The organism is Thermogemmatispora argillosa (assembly GCF_059696725.1).
The window spans coordinates 5,109,604-5,126,099 of the sequence record NZ_AP019377.1; the positions used below are offsets into that span (position 1 = coordinate 5,109,604).

The 16,496-nt window shown below is 60.1% G+C and carries 12 protein-coding genes; 5 read left to right on the plus strand and 7 right to left on the minus strand.

Features of this window, described 5'->3' with window-relative positions; translation table 11 throughout:
- Nucleotides 1–161: 161 nt before the first annotated feature.
- Nucleotides 162–2,159: an excinuclease ABC subunit UvrB gene (gene uvrB, locus AC6H1L_RS19945; protein ID WP_497599202.1), complete on the plus strand. Its 1,998-nt coding sequence runs from the start codon at nt 162–164 to the stop codon at nt 2,157–2,159.
- 108 nt (nt 2,160–2,267) lie between these two features.
- Here uvrB and AC6H1L_RS19950 read toward each other — a convergent pair whose 3' ends face one another.
- Together AC6H1L_RS19950 and AC6H1L_RS19955 are read right to left on the minus strand one after the other, a co-directional pair.
- Nucleotides 2,268–2,525: a hypothetical protein gene (locus AC6H1L_RS19950; protein WP_497599203.1), complete on the minus strand. Its 258-nt coding sequence runs from the start codon at nt 2,523–2,525 to the stop codon at nt 2,268–2,270.
- 533 nt (nt 2,526–3,058) lie between these two features.
- Nucleotides 3,059–3,319: a hypothetical protein gene (locus AC6H1L_RS19955; RefSeq protein ID WP_497599204.1), complete on the minus strand. Its 261-nt coding sequence runs from the start codon at nt 3,317–3,319 to the stop codon at nt 3,059–3,061.
- Nucleotides 3,320–3,821: 502 nt separating this feature from the next.
- Between AC6H1L_RS19955 and AC6H1L_RS19960 the strand changes: the two genes are divergently transcribed.
- Entirely contained in the window at nt 3,822–4,283 is a 462-nt protein-coding gene (locus tag AC6H1L_RS19960) for an S-adenosylmethionine decarboxylase family protein (protein ID WP_497599205.1), read from the plus strand.
- 192 nt (nt 4,284–4,475) lie between these two features.
- Entirely contained in the window at nt 4,476–5,297 is an 822-nt protein-coding gene (locus AC6H1L_RS19965; protein WP_497599206.1) for an alpha/beta hydrolase family protein, read from the plus strand.
- Nucleotides 5,298–5,425: 128 nt separating this feature from the next.
- On the opposite strand, the gene AC6H1L_RS19970 is transcribed toward AC6H1L_RS19965, so the two are convergent.
- The 5 genes from AC6H1L_RS19970 to ptsP form a co-directional block, all read right to left on the minus strand.
- Entirely contained in the window at nt 5,426–6,184 is a 759-nt protein-coding gene (locus tag AC6H1L_RS19970; protein WP_497599207.1) for a hypothetical protein, read from the minus strand.
- Between the two features lie 409 nt (nt 6,185–6,593).
- Nucleotides 6,594–7,703: a LacI family DNA-binding transcriptional regulator gene (locus tag AC6H1L_RS19975; RefSeq protein ID WP_497599208.1), complete on the minus strand. Its 1,110-nt coding sequence runs from the start codon at nt 7,701–7,703 to the stop codon at nt 6,594–6,596.
- 752 nt (nt 7,704–8,455) lie between these two features.
- The gene (locus AC6H1L_RS19980) at nt 8,456–9,985 is read right to left on the minus strand and encodes a PTS fructose transporter subunit IIC (RefSeq protein WP_497599209.1); all 1,530 of its coding nucleotides are present in this window, start codon (nt 9,983–9,985) and stop codon (nt 8,456–8,458) included.
- Nucleotides 9,986–10,267: 282 nt separating this feature from the next.
- The gene (gene pfkB, locus AC6H1L_RS19985; RefSeq protein ID WP_497599210.1) at nt 10,268–11,227 is read right to left on the minus strand and encodes a 1-phosphofructokinase; all 960 of its coding nucleotides are present in this window, start codon (nt 11,225–11,227) and stop codon (nt 10,268–10,270) included.
- A complete protein-coding gene (gene ptsP, locus AC6H1L_RS19990) occupies nt 11,224–13,692 on the minus strand; it encodes a phosphoenolpyruvate--protein phosphotransferase (protein WP_497599211.1) in 2,469 nt (822 codons plus the stop codon). Before ptsP ends, pfkB begins: the two co-directional genes overlap by 4 nt.
- Nucleotides 13,693–13,972: 280 nt before the next feature.
- Here ptsP and AC6H1L_RS19995 point away from each other — a divergent pair, with 280 nt between their 5' ends.
- On the plus strand, nt 13,973–14,977 hold the full coding sequence (locus tag AC6H1L_RS19995) for a LacI family DNA-binding transcriptional regulator (protein WP_497599212.1): 1,005 nt from the start codon (nt 13,973–13,975) through the stop codon (nt 14,975–14,977).
- A gap of 90 nt (nt 14,978–15,067) precedes the next feature.
- The gene (locus tag AC6H1L_RS20000; protein ID WP_497599213.1) at nt 15,068–16,387 is read left to right on the plus strand and encodes a formimidoylglutamate deiminase; all 1,320 of its coding nucleotides are present in this window, start codon (nt 15,068–15,070) and stop codon (nt 16,385–16,387) included.
- Nucleotides 16,388–16,496: the final 109 nt, after the last annotated feature.

Consider the following 16,496-nt stretch of genomic DNA (forward strand, 5'->3'; position numbering starts at 1 on the left):
TCGCGAATCCGCTGGACAGCCAGATAAAAAGGGGTCGCTACAACGAGGAGAAGATGATATAATGGTGAGGACTTTTGGAGGCTCAGCCATCAGCCCAAGCCGAAGAGAACAAAGACAAGCGTAGCACGCAAGCGCTGAGAGACGTGAGGGGGGCAAAACCTGTGCCTGAGTTCAAAGTAGAAGCGCCGTTTACGCCAACCGGTGATCAACCGCAGGCCATAGCGGCCCTCGTCGAGGGTCTGAAAAAAGGCTATCGCATGCAGACACTGCTAGGGGTCACTGGCAGCGGTAAAACCTATACGATCGCCAAGGTCATCGAGCAGGTGCAGAGACCGACATTAGTCCTGGCCCCCAATAAGACCTTAGCGGCGCAGCTCTATAGCGAGTTCAAAGAATTCTTTCCGAATAACGCAGTAGAATACTTTGTTTCTTACTACGACTACTATCAGCCGGAGGCCTATATTCCACGCACCGACACCTATGTCGAGAAAGAGAGCCTCCTCAACGAAGAGATAGAGAAGCTGCGCCTCTCGGCGACCCGCAGCCTTTTTGAGCGACGCGATGTCCTGATCGTGGCCTCGGTCTCCTGCATCTACGGCCTGGGCAGCCCTGAAGAATACGGCGAAGTGGTATTGACGCTGCGTGTTGGTGAGGAGCGGCGACGCGATAAAATTTTGCGCCATCTCACCGAGATTCAGTATGAACGCAACGACACCAACTTTACTCGTGGGCGCTTTCGTGTGCGCGGCGATGTACTGGAGATCTTCCCGGCTTATGAGGATGTAGCCGTCCGGATCGAATTCTTTGGCGACGAGATTGAGCGCATGACGGAGATCGATCCCCTGACTGGGGAAGTGCTGGGAAGGCGGCAGCGGCTGGACATCTACCCAGCCAAGCACTGGGTCACGACTCGCGAGCGTCTCAACCGCGCTATAGAGTCGATTCAGGCTGAGCTACAGGAGCGTCTGGCTGAGCTGGAGGCTCAGGGCAAGCTGCTAGAGGCAGCGCGCCTGAAGCAGCGGACAAATTTCGACATTGAGATGCTGCGCGAAACCGGCATCTGCTCTGGTATTGAGAACTATTCGCGTCATCTCTCAGGACGTGCCCCAGGTGAGCCGCCCTGGACGCTGCTCGACTATATGCCCGACGACTACCTGCTTGTAGTGGATGAGTCGCATATTGCTCTGCCCCAGGTGCGCGGCATGTACGAGGGAGATCGCTCGCGTAAGCAGGTGCTGGTCGACTATGGCTTCCGTTTGCCTTCGGCCCTTGATAATCGCCCGCTAACCTTCGCCGAGTTCGAACGCCAGATCAACCAGGCTATCTTTGTATCGGCCACACCTGGCCCTTATGAATACGAGCATAGCGAAGCCATTGTCGAGCAGATCATTCGCCCGACGGGGCTGGTTGATCCCGAAATCTTCGTGCGCCCGACGCAGGGCCAGATCGATGATCTGGTAGCTGAAATTCGCAAGCGCGTCGAGAAAGGACAGCGTGTCCTGGTCACTACCCTGACAAAGAAGATGGCCGAGGATCTGGCCGACTACCTGCAGGAGCTGAATATCAAGGTGCATTACCTTCACTCGGAGATTGACACCATTGAGCGGGTCGATATCCTGCGCGATCTGCGTCTGGGGGTCTACGACGTAGTGGTGGGCATCAATCTCCTGCGCGAAGGGCTGGATCTCCCAGAAGTCTCGCTGGTGGCCATCCTTGATGCCGATAAAGAAGGCTTCTTGCGTTCGGAAGGCTCGCTCATTCAGATGATCGGGCGGGCCGCCCGTCACGTTGAAGGCACCGTCATTATGTATGCCGATACGATCACCGGCTCCATGCGGCGGGCCATCGATGAGACCAACCGCCGCCGCCGTCTGCAGATGGCCTACAATGAGCAGCATGGGATCACTCCGCGCGGCATCAAGAAAGGCGTCAAAACGCTATCAGAGCGCATCAAAGCCATGAGCGGAGCTGGAACAGAGGAGGGTCAGCAGGAGCGAGAAGCGGCGGTAGCCCTGGCCGGTATCCCGAAAGAGGAGGCCCTACGCCTGATCAAGAATCTGGAAGCCCAGATGCGGGCCGCCGCCAAGCAGCTAGAGTTCGAAAAAGCTGCTGAGCTGCGCGATCAAATCATCGAGATTCGTCGCGCCATGATTGAATAAGCTGGGGCCTGGCGCGGGAAAACGCCAGCTCCATGAGAGTGACAAGCAGACAGCAAGATAGAGAGTAGCAGGCAAAACAGGCCTGCCCGGCCTGGCCGATAAGCCTTATCACAGGACCAGGACCAAAAAGAGCGGGCAATTCACATGCATATATGCTCGCCCGCTCAAAAGCCAACCTTGCCGGAGTCCGGCGCTACCACCTACCTGACCAGGAAGGAAAGGATTGGCAATACTATCGCTATGGCCCAGCAGCAGAGTCAGCATCATCGGCAACAGACACAGCGCCGTCAGCATAAAGCGACACAAGAAGCCGGACAGTCTGAGCAATCTGAGCAATCCGAGCAGCCGGAAGAACGTCTTTTCCACAAGCGGCGGTGTGGTTTACTGCGCCTGCCTCTGGCAAGAAAGCAGCTGAGAGCAGGCGCAGCAGTAGCAACGAACCATCACCCTCTTTCGCAGCTTGATCATATGGCGTGCTGGCAGGAGGCAGCACGTTTCTTTGTGACAAGCGCACTGTACGGTCCTTGCCAGCCTCTCATCAAGAAGAGCAGCGGTGTCACTGCTCGGAAGAGGCTCTCTCTGCCGCTGAGAGAGCTGCTGCAAGAGGAAGAAAGCGTCCTGCTGAGCAAGGTTCCAGGATGGTTGACAACAGGCCGGTGGCCCAGCGAACTGGGAGAGCTTGGCTCGGCGTGGTCTATCCGGGCCTTCTCCTTCAGCGGACAGTACCCGACCCAAACAGCCTTAAGAAGAGAGCCACCGCTCTGCGGCGTTGCGGCCTGTGATGACCGACAAGCGGCGGCCAGTAGCTTCCTCCTGGCACAGGCCTTGGCGTCTGTGCGACCACATCCAGGCAGGCCCCAGGGTAATGAAAGGCGACATCTGGACAGGCCCTTCACCGCTCAGATGGCTGCCTGGAAGGCGAGCAAGCCTGAGCGTGAGCGGCGCGCCAGCGTAACGCTCCGTCGCGTCCACTGGACAAAGGCTGTCCCCTTGCTGGCGACCCAGGCGGTCGGCAGGACATGGCTCCCTCCACACAAGCGCCCCCGCAACTGGCGCGCTGCGTGGCTGGCGGGAGCAAAGCGGCTCTCTCGTCGCCAGGCTTGTTGAATGCTGGGGAGCGGTGGCTCTGGGCTTCTGCGCCCCGGCTGAGCTTCTGCCATGCAGCGCCCGCCATTCCTCCCCGAACTGCTGAGCTGATCTCTTCCCGCTCGCCTGCCCGTGGGTCAGTCATGCGCTCATGCCTGCTTCGCCTGGCTCTGGCTGGCACAGCAGGAATCAGCGGCGCCAGCTACTGAGGGGTACTCGCTTATGGATGAACACAAGCTTAAGCTCATACGGAGCAATACTGTAACAATAATGTTCCATTACTCGTTCATATGAGGAGGCAGGCCAATGAAGCGGCTCCCCTTAGTAATTGTTCGGGAGCTAAGTGCATTCCTGGTTCAGCGTCAGCTCTGATGGCTCTCCCCGGGAGAGCATATCAGGCCAGGCCGCAGGCGCAGCCGGCTTGTGGTTCCGTTGACCTGCTACCGTATAATATCACTTGTGCTCAAAACGGCACTTGAATTGATTGCAGCGAGTCGTTAACCTGGCAGTCTGGGCCGAGTGAGGCTGAAGACTCGCAGATTTCATACTTTTAACGTCTACAGGAGGAGTAGCCCGATGCTTGTGCATTTAATGCTGGAGTTGTACGGCTGCAAACGGGAACTCTTGACCAGTGAGCCGCTACTCAGGCGTGTGCTGGATGAATTCCCGGCGCGGGTGGGGATGGAGAAGGTGAGTCCGGTGCATCTCTATGACATCGAGACACCGAATCCGCTCGACTCCGGCATGTCCGGCTTTGTGATCATTGCCCAGAGCCATATTAGCCTACACGCCTGGCCCGAGTACGGCGAGGTAGATATAGATATCTGCTCTTGCAAAGAGTTTAGCCAAGAGGACGCCATTGCCTACGCCAAAGAGATGTTTCAGACCGATGACGTCGAGGCCCATTTTGTGGTCCGCGCCACGCGCTCACTGCGCCCCGAGACACCTGACCCGGTGCGCTATGCCGAAGCAATGGCGGCCCGTCGTGCCAGGCAAGCCGCCAGAGGTGAATCCAGACTAACGACGGAGGTGTCCTAAAGGCAAGGACAAGAGGCCGGGAAGCCTTTCCGCGGCCTTTCACTGCCAGCATCGTCCGGGCATCCATCCCGGCTGAGGAGCTATCCGCGACGAGTGGATAGCTCCTCATTTGCTTGTGATATATAGTGGATCTGATCGGTCGGTCGGATCTTGCCAGACAACCGACCACAACAAAGAAGGAGCGAGCCACGGATGAGCACGACAGACCAATATGCCCCTGAGCCACTGACGATCCGCTTAAACTATGGTTCGCAGCCTCTGCACTTTGGAGAGCTACGCCTGCCATCCTCGCCGGGACCTTACGCCGTAGTGGTACTGATTCACGGTGGCTTCTGGCGCAATCCATACGACCTCTCCCTCATGACAGGGCTGGCCAAGGACCTGACCGCTCACGGACTGGCCACCTGGAACATCGAATACCGTCGCCTGGGCGATGCTGGCGGTGGCTGGCCAGGTACTCTGCAGGATGTGGCCCTGGCCGTCGACTTCCTGCCTCAGGTTGCGGAGAGCTATCGCCTTGATCTAAGGCGACTTGTCTGCGTTGGCCACTCCGCTGGGGGACAGCTTGCTCTTTGGCTAGCGGCCCGACCCCTACTAGCGCGGCAAGCCCTCGGCGCAGAGCAGCCGTCGTTCGCCACCGAACAGGCCTTACCCTTGCGGGGTGTGGTCAGCTTAGCAGGCGTAGCCGATCTAGAAGCTGGCTGGCAACGCCATCTAGGACGTGACGCTGTGGCTGAATTGCTAGGGGGAAGCCCCGCTGATGTACCCGAGCGCTATCGGCTGGCCTCTCCGGCGGCGCTGCTCCCGCTCGGTGTTCCCCAGGTCCTGATTCATGGGACCGCGGATGACCGTGTGCCTGTGGAGATCAGTCGCAGCTACGCAGAACGGGCGCAGAGAGCTGGCGATCAAGCGACCCTGGTCGAGTTGCCCGACGTTGATCACTTTGCCCTCATCGATCCAGGCTCGGCGGCCTGGCAGAAGACCCGTGAGCTAGTGCTAGCCCTCTGCCGCTAAGTCAAGGGGCGGCTCCTCGCCTGAGTAGAGCGCTGCGACAGCAGCCCGAGCGAAAAACGGGAGAAGCTAGCTGGCTCGCCTTGTCGCGGCGCTCCTGCCTGCAGTGCAGCCCATACATCCCTCGTCAACTACGACGACGTACGTTTGGCCCACAGGCCGGTCTGTGAGACAAAGACGTCGTAGCTGCCATCAGCCGGGTTGAACACGGCATTGCCGTAGGAGGCCTCGACCAGATTCGAGAGCCAGCTACCACGCTGATTGCGCATGGTCTGGAAGAAATTATCATCGCCTCCGTTGAGGACTACCACCGTGTGCTTGGCATTGGCCTCCAGATTAGGATCGTCGAAGCGCCCCTCCAGGCGTGTCAGCTTGTAGCCGGAATGGAGTCCCAGGACATTCAGCCAGGAGGGATACTTGATGATGTCTCCCTGAAGCATCCATTCGTCACCGGCCACGATGTAGAAATTATCGGAGAGCTGGTTACCGTCCTGGCCATAGAGGATCAGTTCGACATTCATCGTGTGGGGCATATTAGCGACCGGATAAGCCCGTACGTGGGCCACCTTGATATCACCGGTCAGCCCGATATAGGTCTGCATCAGCGACGTGAGCCAAAGCAACAGAATGGCGAACAGCAGCAAGGCTAGCCCACCGAGGCCGTGGCCTATACGATAGCGCCGCCGATAGCGAAAGAAACGGCGATGAGGCTGGTCATACCAGCCATGTTCCCAGGCTTCTTTATCGCTGCGGTAGGGGTGCTTCTGACGGTAGTAGACCTTCTCACCCCGGACCAGGCCTAGAATGGCGTAGATGAGCAGGGCCAGGCCGAGAGCCGCAATGGCGAAAAGCAAAAGCTGCTGCCAGCCGAAGACAAACGGTGTGTTCATCGGGCCTTCCTTATCGTTTCTCTACTCCCCGCTATTGCCAGAAGGGGCTTGCCTTTGGACGCCTGAAAACGACAAGACTTTCTCTATTAGAAAACACGTCCTGCCGGGGGGTTAGGGTTCTCTTCAGGAAGAATATTACCGGGTGCAGTCGGGGGGGTCAAGGGACAGCAAATCGGGAAAAAGGACGGCCAGGACCAGCGTGACCAACGATCAAGACGGGAAAAGTGTCACTCTGGGTGGCGCCAGACAAGAGCCAGGCCCGACAGAGGGGAGAGATAACCTGGCCCGGTCGGCGCCCCCCTGAAAGCCAAAAGATCAGAGGCAGGCAGAGGGAAGTAACAGCGGCAAGCGCCAACTCGGACCAGGGTAGAATGACCGAGCGAGGATGCGCGAGCGACGGCAGGGCAGATCAGGCCTCGGGAAGCAGCGCGGAGGGATGGCGCTGCAGCGCCCCGCAGGACTCGCGGATCACCAGACTGGTGGGCAGGACAAGGCGCGGGGCCTCACGCGGCGGCTCCTCGACTGTGGCGGGTGCGCTCTGCCGTCGACGTCGCGGCATCTGCTCCTGCTCGATCATCTCTAGCAGCAGCTTGATGGCCTGCTCGCCCATCGCATGCACCGGCTGACGCACAGTGGTCAGGGCGGGCCGCAGATGAGCCGAGGCCGGATTGTCGTCAAAGCCTACCAGCGCGACATCTTGAGGAATGCGCAGACCAAGTGTTTCGGCTGCGGCGATCACGCCATAGGCCATGTAGTCGCTGGCGGCAAAGATCGCTGTTGGTCGCTCGCTGGCAGGCCGCGAGAGGAGATCAAGAGCGCAGCGTTGACCGCCCGCCGGCATAAAGTCACCTTCCAGCACCAGCGAAGGATCAACTGCTAAACCAGCCTCCTGGAGCGCGTCGCAGTACCCCTGATAGCGCTCGTGGGAGACACAGTACTTGAGTGGTCCTTGAATGTGGGCAATGCGTCGGTGACCAAGCTCAATCAGGTGGCGCGTAGCTTCATAGGCGCCGCGTCGATTGTCAGCCCCAATCCAGGGAATGCCCTCCGGCGGCGGACTCTGATCATCTATGAGCACAACCGGGAAGCCCTGGCGACGTAGCCGCGTCAGGTGTTGGCTCGATTGGCCAGGAAAGACGGCCAACAGCCCGGCGGTGAGCCGCGTGGCAAGAATACGATCGATGATCTTGCCACAGTCTCGCTCATGGTTAGAGCTGCTGATGCTGTAAAGCACCATTTCATAAGAGGTGCTTTCTACAACAGAGGCCACGCTCAGCAGCAGTTCGGGAATGAGCGGCCAGGTCAAAGCCGGCACCAGCACGCTGATTAGAGGGTTGCGTCCAGCAGCTAGCCCGGCTGCGGTGATGCTGGGGACAAAGCCTTGCTCTTCAACAATGCGTAGAATACGCTCGCGCGTCGCCGGGTCGACGTCCGGCTTGTTATGGAGGACACGCGAGACGGTGGTCGTGGAGACCTTCGCCAGGCGTGCAATATCGAGTATCGTCACTTTGTGGGCCATAGGTGTTTGCTTTTCGCCTCCGCTGCATGTGGAACATAACTGCCTCAAGGCAGGCAGGCCGATAAAAACCTGCCTTCATGTCGTCTCTACTCTGCTTTGCTGCTCCGGGTTCCTGCTCTACTCTGTGAGAAATCACAGGTGACCTGCTTCGGTTACCTGCTTACGAGATAAGTATACCGAAACGCCGGCATAAGCACAAGCATCCCGACGGTTCTATCGTGCCTGCTATTGTCCCTCTCTTGACAATCAAAAGTCTCCTAAATATAGATACTTACGTAAACGATTACGGTAACGGTTGCAAAGGAGGGAAGAAGCCACACGCCTCCATCACCAGCCAGATAGGAGGCCTGAGCAGAGAGAAAGAGCAGCGCGCCAGCCATGATCTGGGCGAGTCAACACCATCCGACAGGCACCCCGAGCTGACGCGTGGCCTCACAGGGCCGGGCCTCTGGACTCATTGACGGCGGCCCGCTCAGCCGTGACATGACTGCGCAAAGCAACCGTGAGAAAAGCCAGGCTGCTCCACAAGCAACCTGGCCTTTCAGGGCTCCTCTCTGGCTCGGGTCTGGCCCCTCTCCTCTCACAGGTATATAGTTATCTATACTGTCCAACCGTCAACCTGGGATGAGACGGCGCTGACTTCCTGTCAGACAGCCGTCTCATCCCCTGCGCTCATCGTCAACACGGCTCGAACGAACGAACACGCCTCCCCTGCTGTGCCTACACTATAGCTGTAGCCACCTGCTCGCAGCTTAAGCCAGGACCGGCTCCATTCGCTCCTGCTCGACCGCGATAGGGCGCTTGAGGACGAAGAGCATTCCAGTAGTAACCAGCGTGCCCGCGACGATCGACAGCAGATACTGCGGCAGGTTGCCCACTACGCCCGGCAAGAACATGACCCAGATACCGCCATGTGGTACATGGAGCTGGCAGCCGAAGAAAGCCGAGAGCGCTCCAGTCACTGCCGAGCCGACCATAATCGAAGGAATGACACGGAAAGGATCATTAGCGGCGAAAGGAATGGCCCCCTCGGTAATAAAGGAGAGACCCAACACCCAGGCGGCCTTACCGGCCTCGCGCTCATCAGGAGTGAAGCGATTCTTAAAGAGCAGAGTCGCCAGGGCCAGCCCGAGCGGCGGAGTCATCCCGGCGGCCATTGCCGCCGCCATCGGCAGATAGACGGGATTGTGCGTGTCGAGCAACAGGCCGGTCGAGAAAGCATACGCCGCCTTATTAACCGGGCCTCCCATATCGAAGGCCATCATCAGGCCAATAATCAGCCCCAGAACGGCGGCATTGACTCCCTGCAGATTCTTCAGGCCGTTCACCAGCGCCTGATTGAGCAGAGCCACCGGTGTGCCAACCACATAGAGCATCAACAGGCCGGTGATCAGCGAGCCAAGCAAAGGCAGGATCAGCACCGGCATCAGGCCAGCCAGGTTGCTAGGCAGACGAATGCTGCGGTTCATCCAATGCACCAGATAGCCGGCCAGGAAACCAGCAATGATGCCGCCCAAGAAACCCGAGTTGGTCAGACTGGCCAGAACGCCCCCGATCATGCCCGGGGCGATACCGGGCCGGTCGGCAATCGAGTAGGCGATGAAGCCCGAAAGGATTGGCACGAAGAGCAGAAAGCCCGCCTTAGCCCCGATGACGAAGAGCGCTGCTCCCAGCGACTGCAGCGGGTTCCCAAGAAAACCAGTCGTTAACGTGGTTAGATTGGAGGTATCGTAGAAGGCAATGCGATAGCCGGCGATAGCGAAGGCCAGGGCAATCAAGATGCCACCCGCCACGACAAAGGGGATCATATACGAAACGCCAGTGAGCAGATGCTTATAGGGACCGCGACGAGCCTGCGCGCGCGCCGCCTTGGCCTGCTGGACGCGCGTCAGATAGTCGCTGCTCTCGCCTGCCTCTGCCCTGGCAGAGCCGCTGGCACTGCTGCCGGTGGCTGTCTGGCGCGCGGCCGCCTCAGCTTCGGCACGAGCCAGCGCCTCCCGGATGACCGCCTGCCCATCCTTAATGGCTGCGCTGGTTGAGGTCTCGTAAACGGTCTTCGCACCGAAGCGACTCAAGTCGACCTTGGTATCGGCTGCGATAATCACCACATCGGCGGCGGCAATCTCCTCGGGGGTCAGAGTATTCTGAGCTCCGACCGAACTCTGCGTCTCTACCTTAATAGTATGGCCCAGGGCCTCGGCGCCGCGCTGGAGTCCCTCAGCGGCCATAAACGTATGGGCTATGCCTGTCGGACATGAGGTAATGGCTACAATCCGTGCCATATGCAAACTCCTTTGTGTGTACTCAGTGGGGTCAACAAACGACGCTGCATCATTGCTAGCAGGGACAGATACTGTGCTCGCTCGTTCGCTCGCCCCCCGGCTCCCAGTCGACTGCTAACGGAGATTCCCCAGTGCGGAGCTGTGATCAGGCCCGTAGGTGCCGTGGCACGAGAGTGGACCGGCAACATCGGCCAGCATCCTGCTCAGCGGACAGCGCACAGGCACCAACCTCAGCAGATCAGGCCCAGAGCCGGGGACGCCTCGTCCGTGCGTGTCGCGCCGCTAATCCTCAGCCTCAGCAGGCAGCGCCACGAACGGATAGACCTGCACGCGCTCGCTGTAGCTCTCCAGGACAGGCGAGGGCGGTAAGGTCCCGTCAAGACGCGTAATGCGAGCCAGGGCATAAGCCGTAGCCAGGCGAGCGCTGGCGGCAAGATCTAAACCGCGCAGCTCGGCCAGTACCAGGGCCGCGACCATTGCATCCCCGGCGCCAACCGTACTCTCTACCGTCACCTCTGGCGGTACCGCGTGCACCATCTGCTCATCTTCCACGAAAAGCGCCCCCTGTTCGCCGAGCGAGACCACGACGCGGCGAATGTCATGACGCAGCAAAGAGCGAGCGACCTGAGCCACCGCGCTCAAAGTGGGCAGCGGCTGACCAGTCAACTGTTCCAGTTCCGCCCGATTCGGCTTCACCAGTGTCGGACCAGCCAGAATACCTTGAGCGAGCGCCTCGCCACTGGCATCCAGCACCGTCAGACATCCCAACGCCTTCAGGCGCGCAATCAGCGTGGCATAGAAGGAAGCGGGCAGCGCCGGCGGCAGCGCACCGGCCAACACAAACCATCGACAATCGGCGGCCAGCTCCTCGATGGTCTGCCACAGCTTCGTCACAGCCTCCTCTGAGGGAGCCAGGCCCGGCAAATTAATATCGGTTGTCTGCCGTCGCTCCTCATCGACAATCTTGATATCGATACGCGTCTGACCTGGCAGGCGCACGAACGCATCGGCAATAGCGCGCTCGGCAAAGAAGCGTTCAAAGATCGCGGCATTCTCGCGGCCAAGAAAGCCAGTTGCCCTCACCTGACAGCCGCTAGCAGCCAGAAAAGCCGCCACATTAATCCCCTTGCCACCGGCCTGGAACAACATAGTGCGTGCCCTATGGACATGCCCCGGCTCCAAAGCGGTGACGCGCACCGTCTGATCGATAGCTGGATTCAGGGTGACCGTTGCCACCTTCATAGCCTGCGTACCTCCTCTGCTGTGCGGCAGCGCAGCGCCTGCCTGGCCAACTGCTGCAGCTCAGCGAGCGTGCGACTGCGAATCTGGGCCTTGATCGTTGCCAGAGCGGGGATTGTCATGCTCAGCTCCGAGACGCCGAGTCCGACCAGGATCGCGGCCCCTAACGGCTCACCAGCAAGGCCGCCACAGACACCGACCCATTTGCCAGCGGCCCGCGCCGCCTCAACCGTGCGCGCCACCATGCGCAACACCGCGGGGTGCAGAGCATCGGCCTGCCGCGCCAGTTGGGGATGTAAGCGATCCATCGCCAGCGTATACTGTGTCAGATCGTTCGTCCCAATCGAGAAAAAATCAACTTCGGCGGCGAACTCTTCAGCCAGCAGTACCGCCGAAGGCACCTCAACCATCATACCCAGCGGCAGACGCGGCGCATTCAACTCACGGCGGACGCGCTCAGCATACTCACGGGCCTGGGCGAAATCCTCCAGCGTTGCAATCATCGGAAACATAATGCTAATGGGGCCACAGGCCGCCGCGCGATAGAGGGCGCGAAGCTGCGTCACAAAGAGATCTGGATAGGCCAAACACAGGCGAATGCCGCGCAAGCCCAAGAACGAGGCATCTTCAGCGGATAATTGCAGATAGGGCACGTGCTTATCGCCACCAATATCGAGAGTACGAATGATAAGCGGACGTCCATTCAAAGCGCGAGCCATCGCACAATAGGTCGCATACTGCTCCTCTTCCGAAGGGGGAGCTGCTCGGCCCAGAAAGAGGAACTCCGTGCGCATCAGGCCAACGCCCTCGGCGCCCGCCTCCAGAGCCTGGGGAACCTCCTCAGCGCGGTTGATATTGGCCGCAATTTCCACGCGGTGCCCATCGCGTGTCACCGCAGGCGCGAAGCGCTGACGCTGGGCCGCCTCCTCCCGCTGGCGCAGTTGCATCTGCAAAGCGCGCGCCTCAGCCAGATCGGCCTCACTTGGCCGCACATAAAGCCGCCCATTGAAGCCATCGAGAATGGCCGGCGTACCATCGGCAACGCTCAGCACAGCCTCGCCAGCAGCCACCACCGCCGGGATACCCTGTGAGCGGGCGATAATGGCCGTATGCGACGTTGGACCGCCGCGCGCCGTGCAGAGACCCTGGACAATGTCGGGGTCCAGCGCCGCCGTATCCGAAGGAGTCAGATCCTCGGCCACCAGAATCACCGGGCCGCCCGTGGGGAAAGCGCCCGCAGCTGCTACACCGAGCAAGTGACGAAGCACCCGCTCGCCGACGTCGCTTAAATCGACAGCCCGTCCCGCCAATACTGGATCATCGATCTGCTGGAGCTGGCCCACGCGCCGGGCAATGGCCTGCTGCCAGGCCCAGGCAGCGCCATGACCGGCATAGATCAGGCGAACCGCCTCCTGAATCAGCTCGGCATCCTGCAGAAACTCGCGATGAGCGCGGAAGATCGCCGCCCGACTCGAACCAAGACGCGCCCGCACTTCCTCATAAAGCTGATCTAGCTCGTGCTGCGCGGCATCAAGCGCCCGCTGCAGCGCCAGCCCATCGCTGGCGGGATCGGTTGGCTGATCAGCGACTTCCAGGCGCTCGCGGCGATAGCGCTGCAGGGGAGCAATGGCCAGCCCGCCGGCAGCTCCCAGGCCACTGTAAGTAGCAGCCACCGAGCGCGGGGCCCAGCGCAGTACCTGCACCTCAGAAGGCGCCGTCTCGGAAGCTGGCAGTGGCTCCAGTTCATCGCCCAGACCGGCGGCGATGGCCGCCTGCAATGTAGCCAGCGCCTGGGCCGCGTCAGGACCTTCCGCCGAAACGCGAATCCTGGCGCCGCGCTCTGCCCCAAGCTGTAGCAGGGCGATCAAACTCTTCCCATCTGCCACCCGCTCCCCATAGCGCACACGAATCGCGGCCTGAAAACCACGGGCCAGCTCCACAAAGCGCGCCGCCGGTCGGGCGTGCAATCCAGTGCGATTCTGAATCACTGTCTCGAAAGAAGTCGTGTAGTCGGCCTCCGTGCTCGGAGCGGCGGGCCGCTCGCCAGTGAGAGCCTCGATAATATCGCGGGGATCAGTCGTGTGGATCAGGCGCTCAACGGCGGCAGGATCACCGAGCACGCGTGTCAACCGCCGTAAGGCATCAATATGCTCATCGGAGCGGGCAGCAATCGCCACCACCAGGTGAACGATCTCGCCAGGATTCCAGATCACACCGGCGGGCAGTTGCAATACCGCGATGCCGGTCCGGTGAATCAGCTCTTGATCACGAGGCAAACCGTGGGGGATGGCAATGCCGTTGCCAAGATAAGTATTGGCAACCTGCTCACGCTGCAGCATGCTGTCAATGTAGCCTGCCTCAATGCAGCCACTGCGCACCAGGAGGTCGCCCGCCTGGCGAATGGCTCCTTGCTTGTCCTCAGCCTGCGCCTGCAGTCGGACTTGCTGTTCACTTATTTGCATCATCATTGCCTCCAAGGGTAGGAGCCAGGGCACACACTCTCTCTAATTTGTAAACGATTACAATAATTTTGTCAAGTATCTCCCCCTTCCCTGCGGCCTGGAGAGCCGAAAAATTGGCCATTTTACGGCCAAAATGGCAGAGATTTTTGTAAACGATTTCATAACGATTACCGAAATGGCCTCATGGTGATATGCCGAGATACAAAATTGTGGTATAGTAAGATTCAAATCGACTGCAGTGGGTGAGCCGGCAAGCCCATCACTGAGAGGCATTTGGAGAGCGTGCATGGCGAGCATCAAAGAGGTAGCCAGAGCCGCGGGCGTATCTACCGCTACTGTCTCACGGGTACTGGCCAACAGTCCGCACGTGCGACCGGCGCTACGTGAGCGCGTGCTGAAAGCCATCAAAGAGCTAGAATATCGCCCCAACCTGATCGCCCGCAGTCTGCGAGCCCAGCAGACCACGACCATCGGCCTCATTGTTTCTGACATTCGCAACCCTTTTTTCACGGATATCAGCCGGGCTGTTGAAGACACAGCCTACGAGCAGGGGTACAGCCTGATCCTATGCAACACAGACGAGGACCCCAAAAAAGAGAGCATCTACCTCAATGTGCTGCGTGATGCCAGCGTGGCGGGGGTGATTCTCTCCCCGACCGGGCCGACGGCGGCGGGGCTACGCGAGCTGGAGGCGGGCTTAGCGGTGGTAGTGATCGATCGCTCCGTCCCTGATGCTGACGTCGACATGGTCTTGCTGGACAACGTCGATTCGGCCTATCGCCTGACCAGGCACCTCCTGGACAATGGCTACCGGCGGATTGCCGCCATCTGTGGTGAGCGTAGCACCACGGGGCGCGAGCGTTATGCAGGCTATGAGCAGGCACTGCGCGCCTATGGGGTGCAGCCGACAGCAGAGCTTGTGCGCTTTGTCCCCCCACAGATTGAAGCCGGCTACGCAGCGGCCCTGCGCCTGCTAGAGCTGCCCGAGCCTCCAGAAGCACTGCTGACAACCAATAGCTTGCTGGCGGCAGGGGCTTTAGAAGCGATCCGTGAGCGCGGGCTGCGTATCCCGGAGGATGTAGCCCTGGTCTCTTTCGATGCAACAACCTGGGCCTCGCTGGTCCAGCCACCCATCACGCTGATAGAGCAGCCGACCTATGAAATTGGCAAGACAGCAACTGAGCTGCTTCTACAGCGTGTTGCTGAGCCGGAGCGCCCGACGCGGCGCGTCATCCTCAAAGGGCGCCTGTTGATCCGCGGCTCCAGCGCGCCACGTGTGCGCTGCGGCTAAGTCCAGCGGCGTCAGTAGGCCGCTGGCGCCACAGGTGCGCATGTATCTTTATATCAATGAATGAAAGTAAGCGATGAGGAGGCAGGGGCCATGCGCTATCTGAGGCCCGATTATATCTACACGCCCCGCGGCTGGCAGCGCGATAGACTGCTGACTATCGATGAGAACGGTCGCATTGCCGAGCTGCTATCACAGACCGAAGTGGAGGCCAGGGGCCTGCGCGCAGAGGCCGAAGCTGCGCGAGAGCCGTTACGCGGCAAAGCTCTGCTGCCAGGCTTTGTCAATGTTCACAGCCATGTCTTCCAGCGCGCGCTTCGGGGCCAGGCCCAGCGACCCGTCAGCGGACATGATACTTTTTGGAGCTGGCGACAGGCAATGTACGCTGAGGCCCAGCGTCTTGATCCAGAACGTCTCTACCGGCTCGCGCGTGCTACCTATCGTGAAATGCTGGCCGCTGGTTATACCACGGTTGGCGAGTTCCATTATGTGCATCATCAGCCTGATGGCCGGCCCTATGCCTCCCCCAATCTCATGGCTGAAGCTCTCCTGCAGGCGGCCCGCGAGGTGGGCATTCGGCTGGTGATTCTAGTCGCGGCCTACGCGCGCAACGACTTTGGCCAGCCAGCCTTAAAGGAGCAACTTCGCTTCTGCGATCCCTCGGTCGCTGCCTATCTGGAGCGTGTTGAAGCACTACGCGAGCTTGGGGTACCTCTTGGGCTAGCGCCCCATTCAGTGCGAGCTGTGCCCGCAGACTGGCTACGGGCCATCGCTGCGTACAGCCGGCAACACCGGCTGCCGTTGCACATTCACGCCGATGAACAGCCAGCGGAGATCGAAAGCTGCCTGGCGGCTTGTGGTTGCCGTCCACTAGTCCTGCTGGAGCGCTGCGAAGTCCTGGGACCACAGACGACCATCGTGCATGCCACCCATGCCGATCAGGCAGAGCTAGATCTCCTGGCCAGCTCGCGCGCGACGGTCTGTCTCTGCCCCACGACCGAAGGCGACCTGGGCGACGGCATCCCTCCCTATCGCGAACTGCTAACCCGACAGATTCCGCTGGCCATCGGCTCTGACAGCAATACGCGCCTTGATCCCTTCGAAGAACTGCGCTGGGCTGAGTACACGGCGCGCCTGCGCTACGGAGAGCGGCGGGTACTCGTAACGGAACCGGAGGCGTCGCCGGGGACCTATCTACTAACCTGCGGCTGCGAGCACGGGGCGGCAGCCCTGGGAGTCGAAAGTGGGCGCCTTGAACCTGGGCGTCTGGCTGATCTGGTGGCTATTGATCTGGAGCATCCCATGCTCCAGGGCTGGACCCTTGAAAGCCTGCTTGATTGCCTCTTCTTTGGGGCCACAGCTGAAGTCATCAGTGCCGTCTGGGTGTCGGGTAAGCAGGTCTATGCCCGCTGAACGGCCTCCCCTCTGAGAGAGGGAGAGAACATCGGCAGCACCTTGCTCATCTGGGGTTCGATCAGATCAGGAGCGCAGGCGCAGCGCAGAGGTGCTCTTGCCTGTCAGC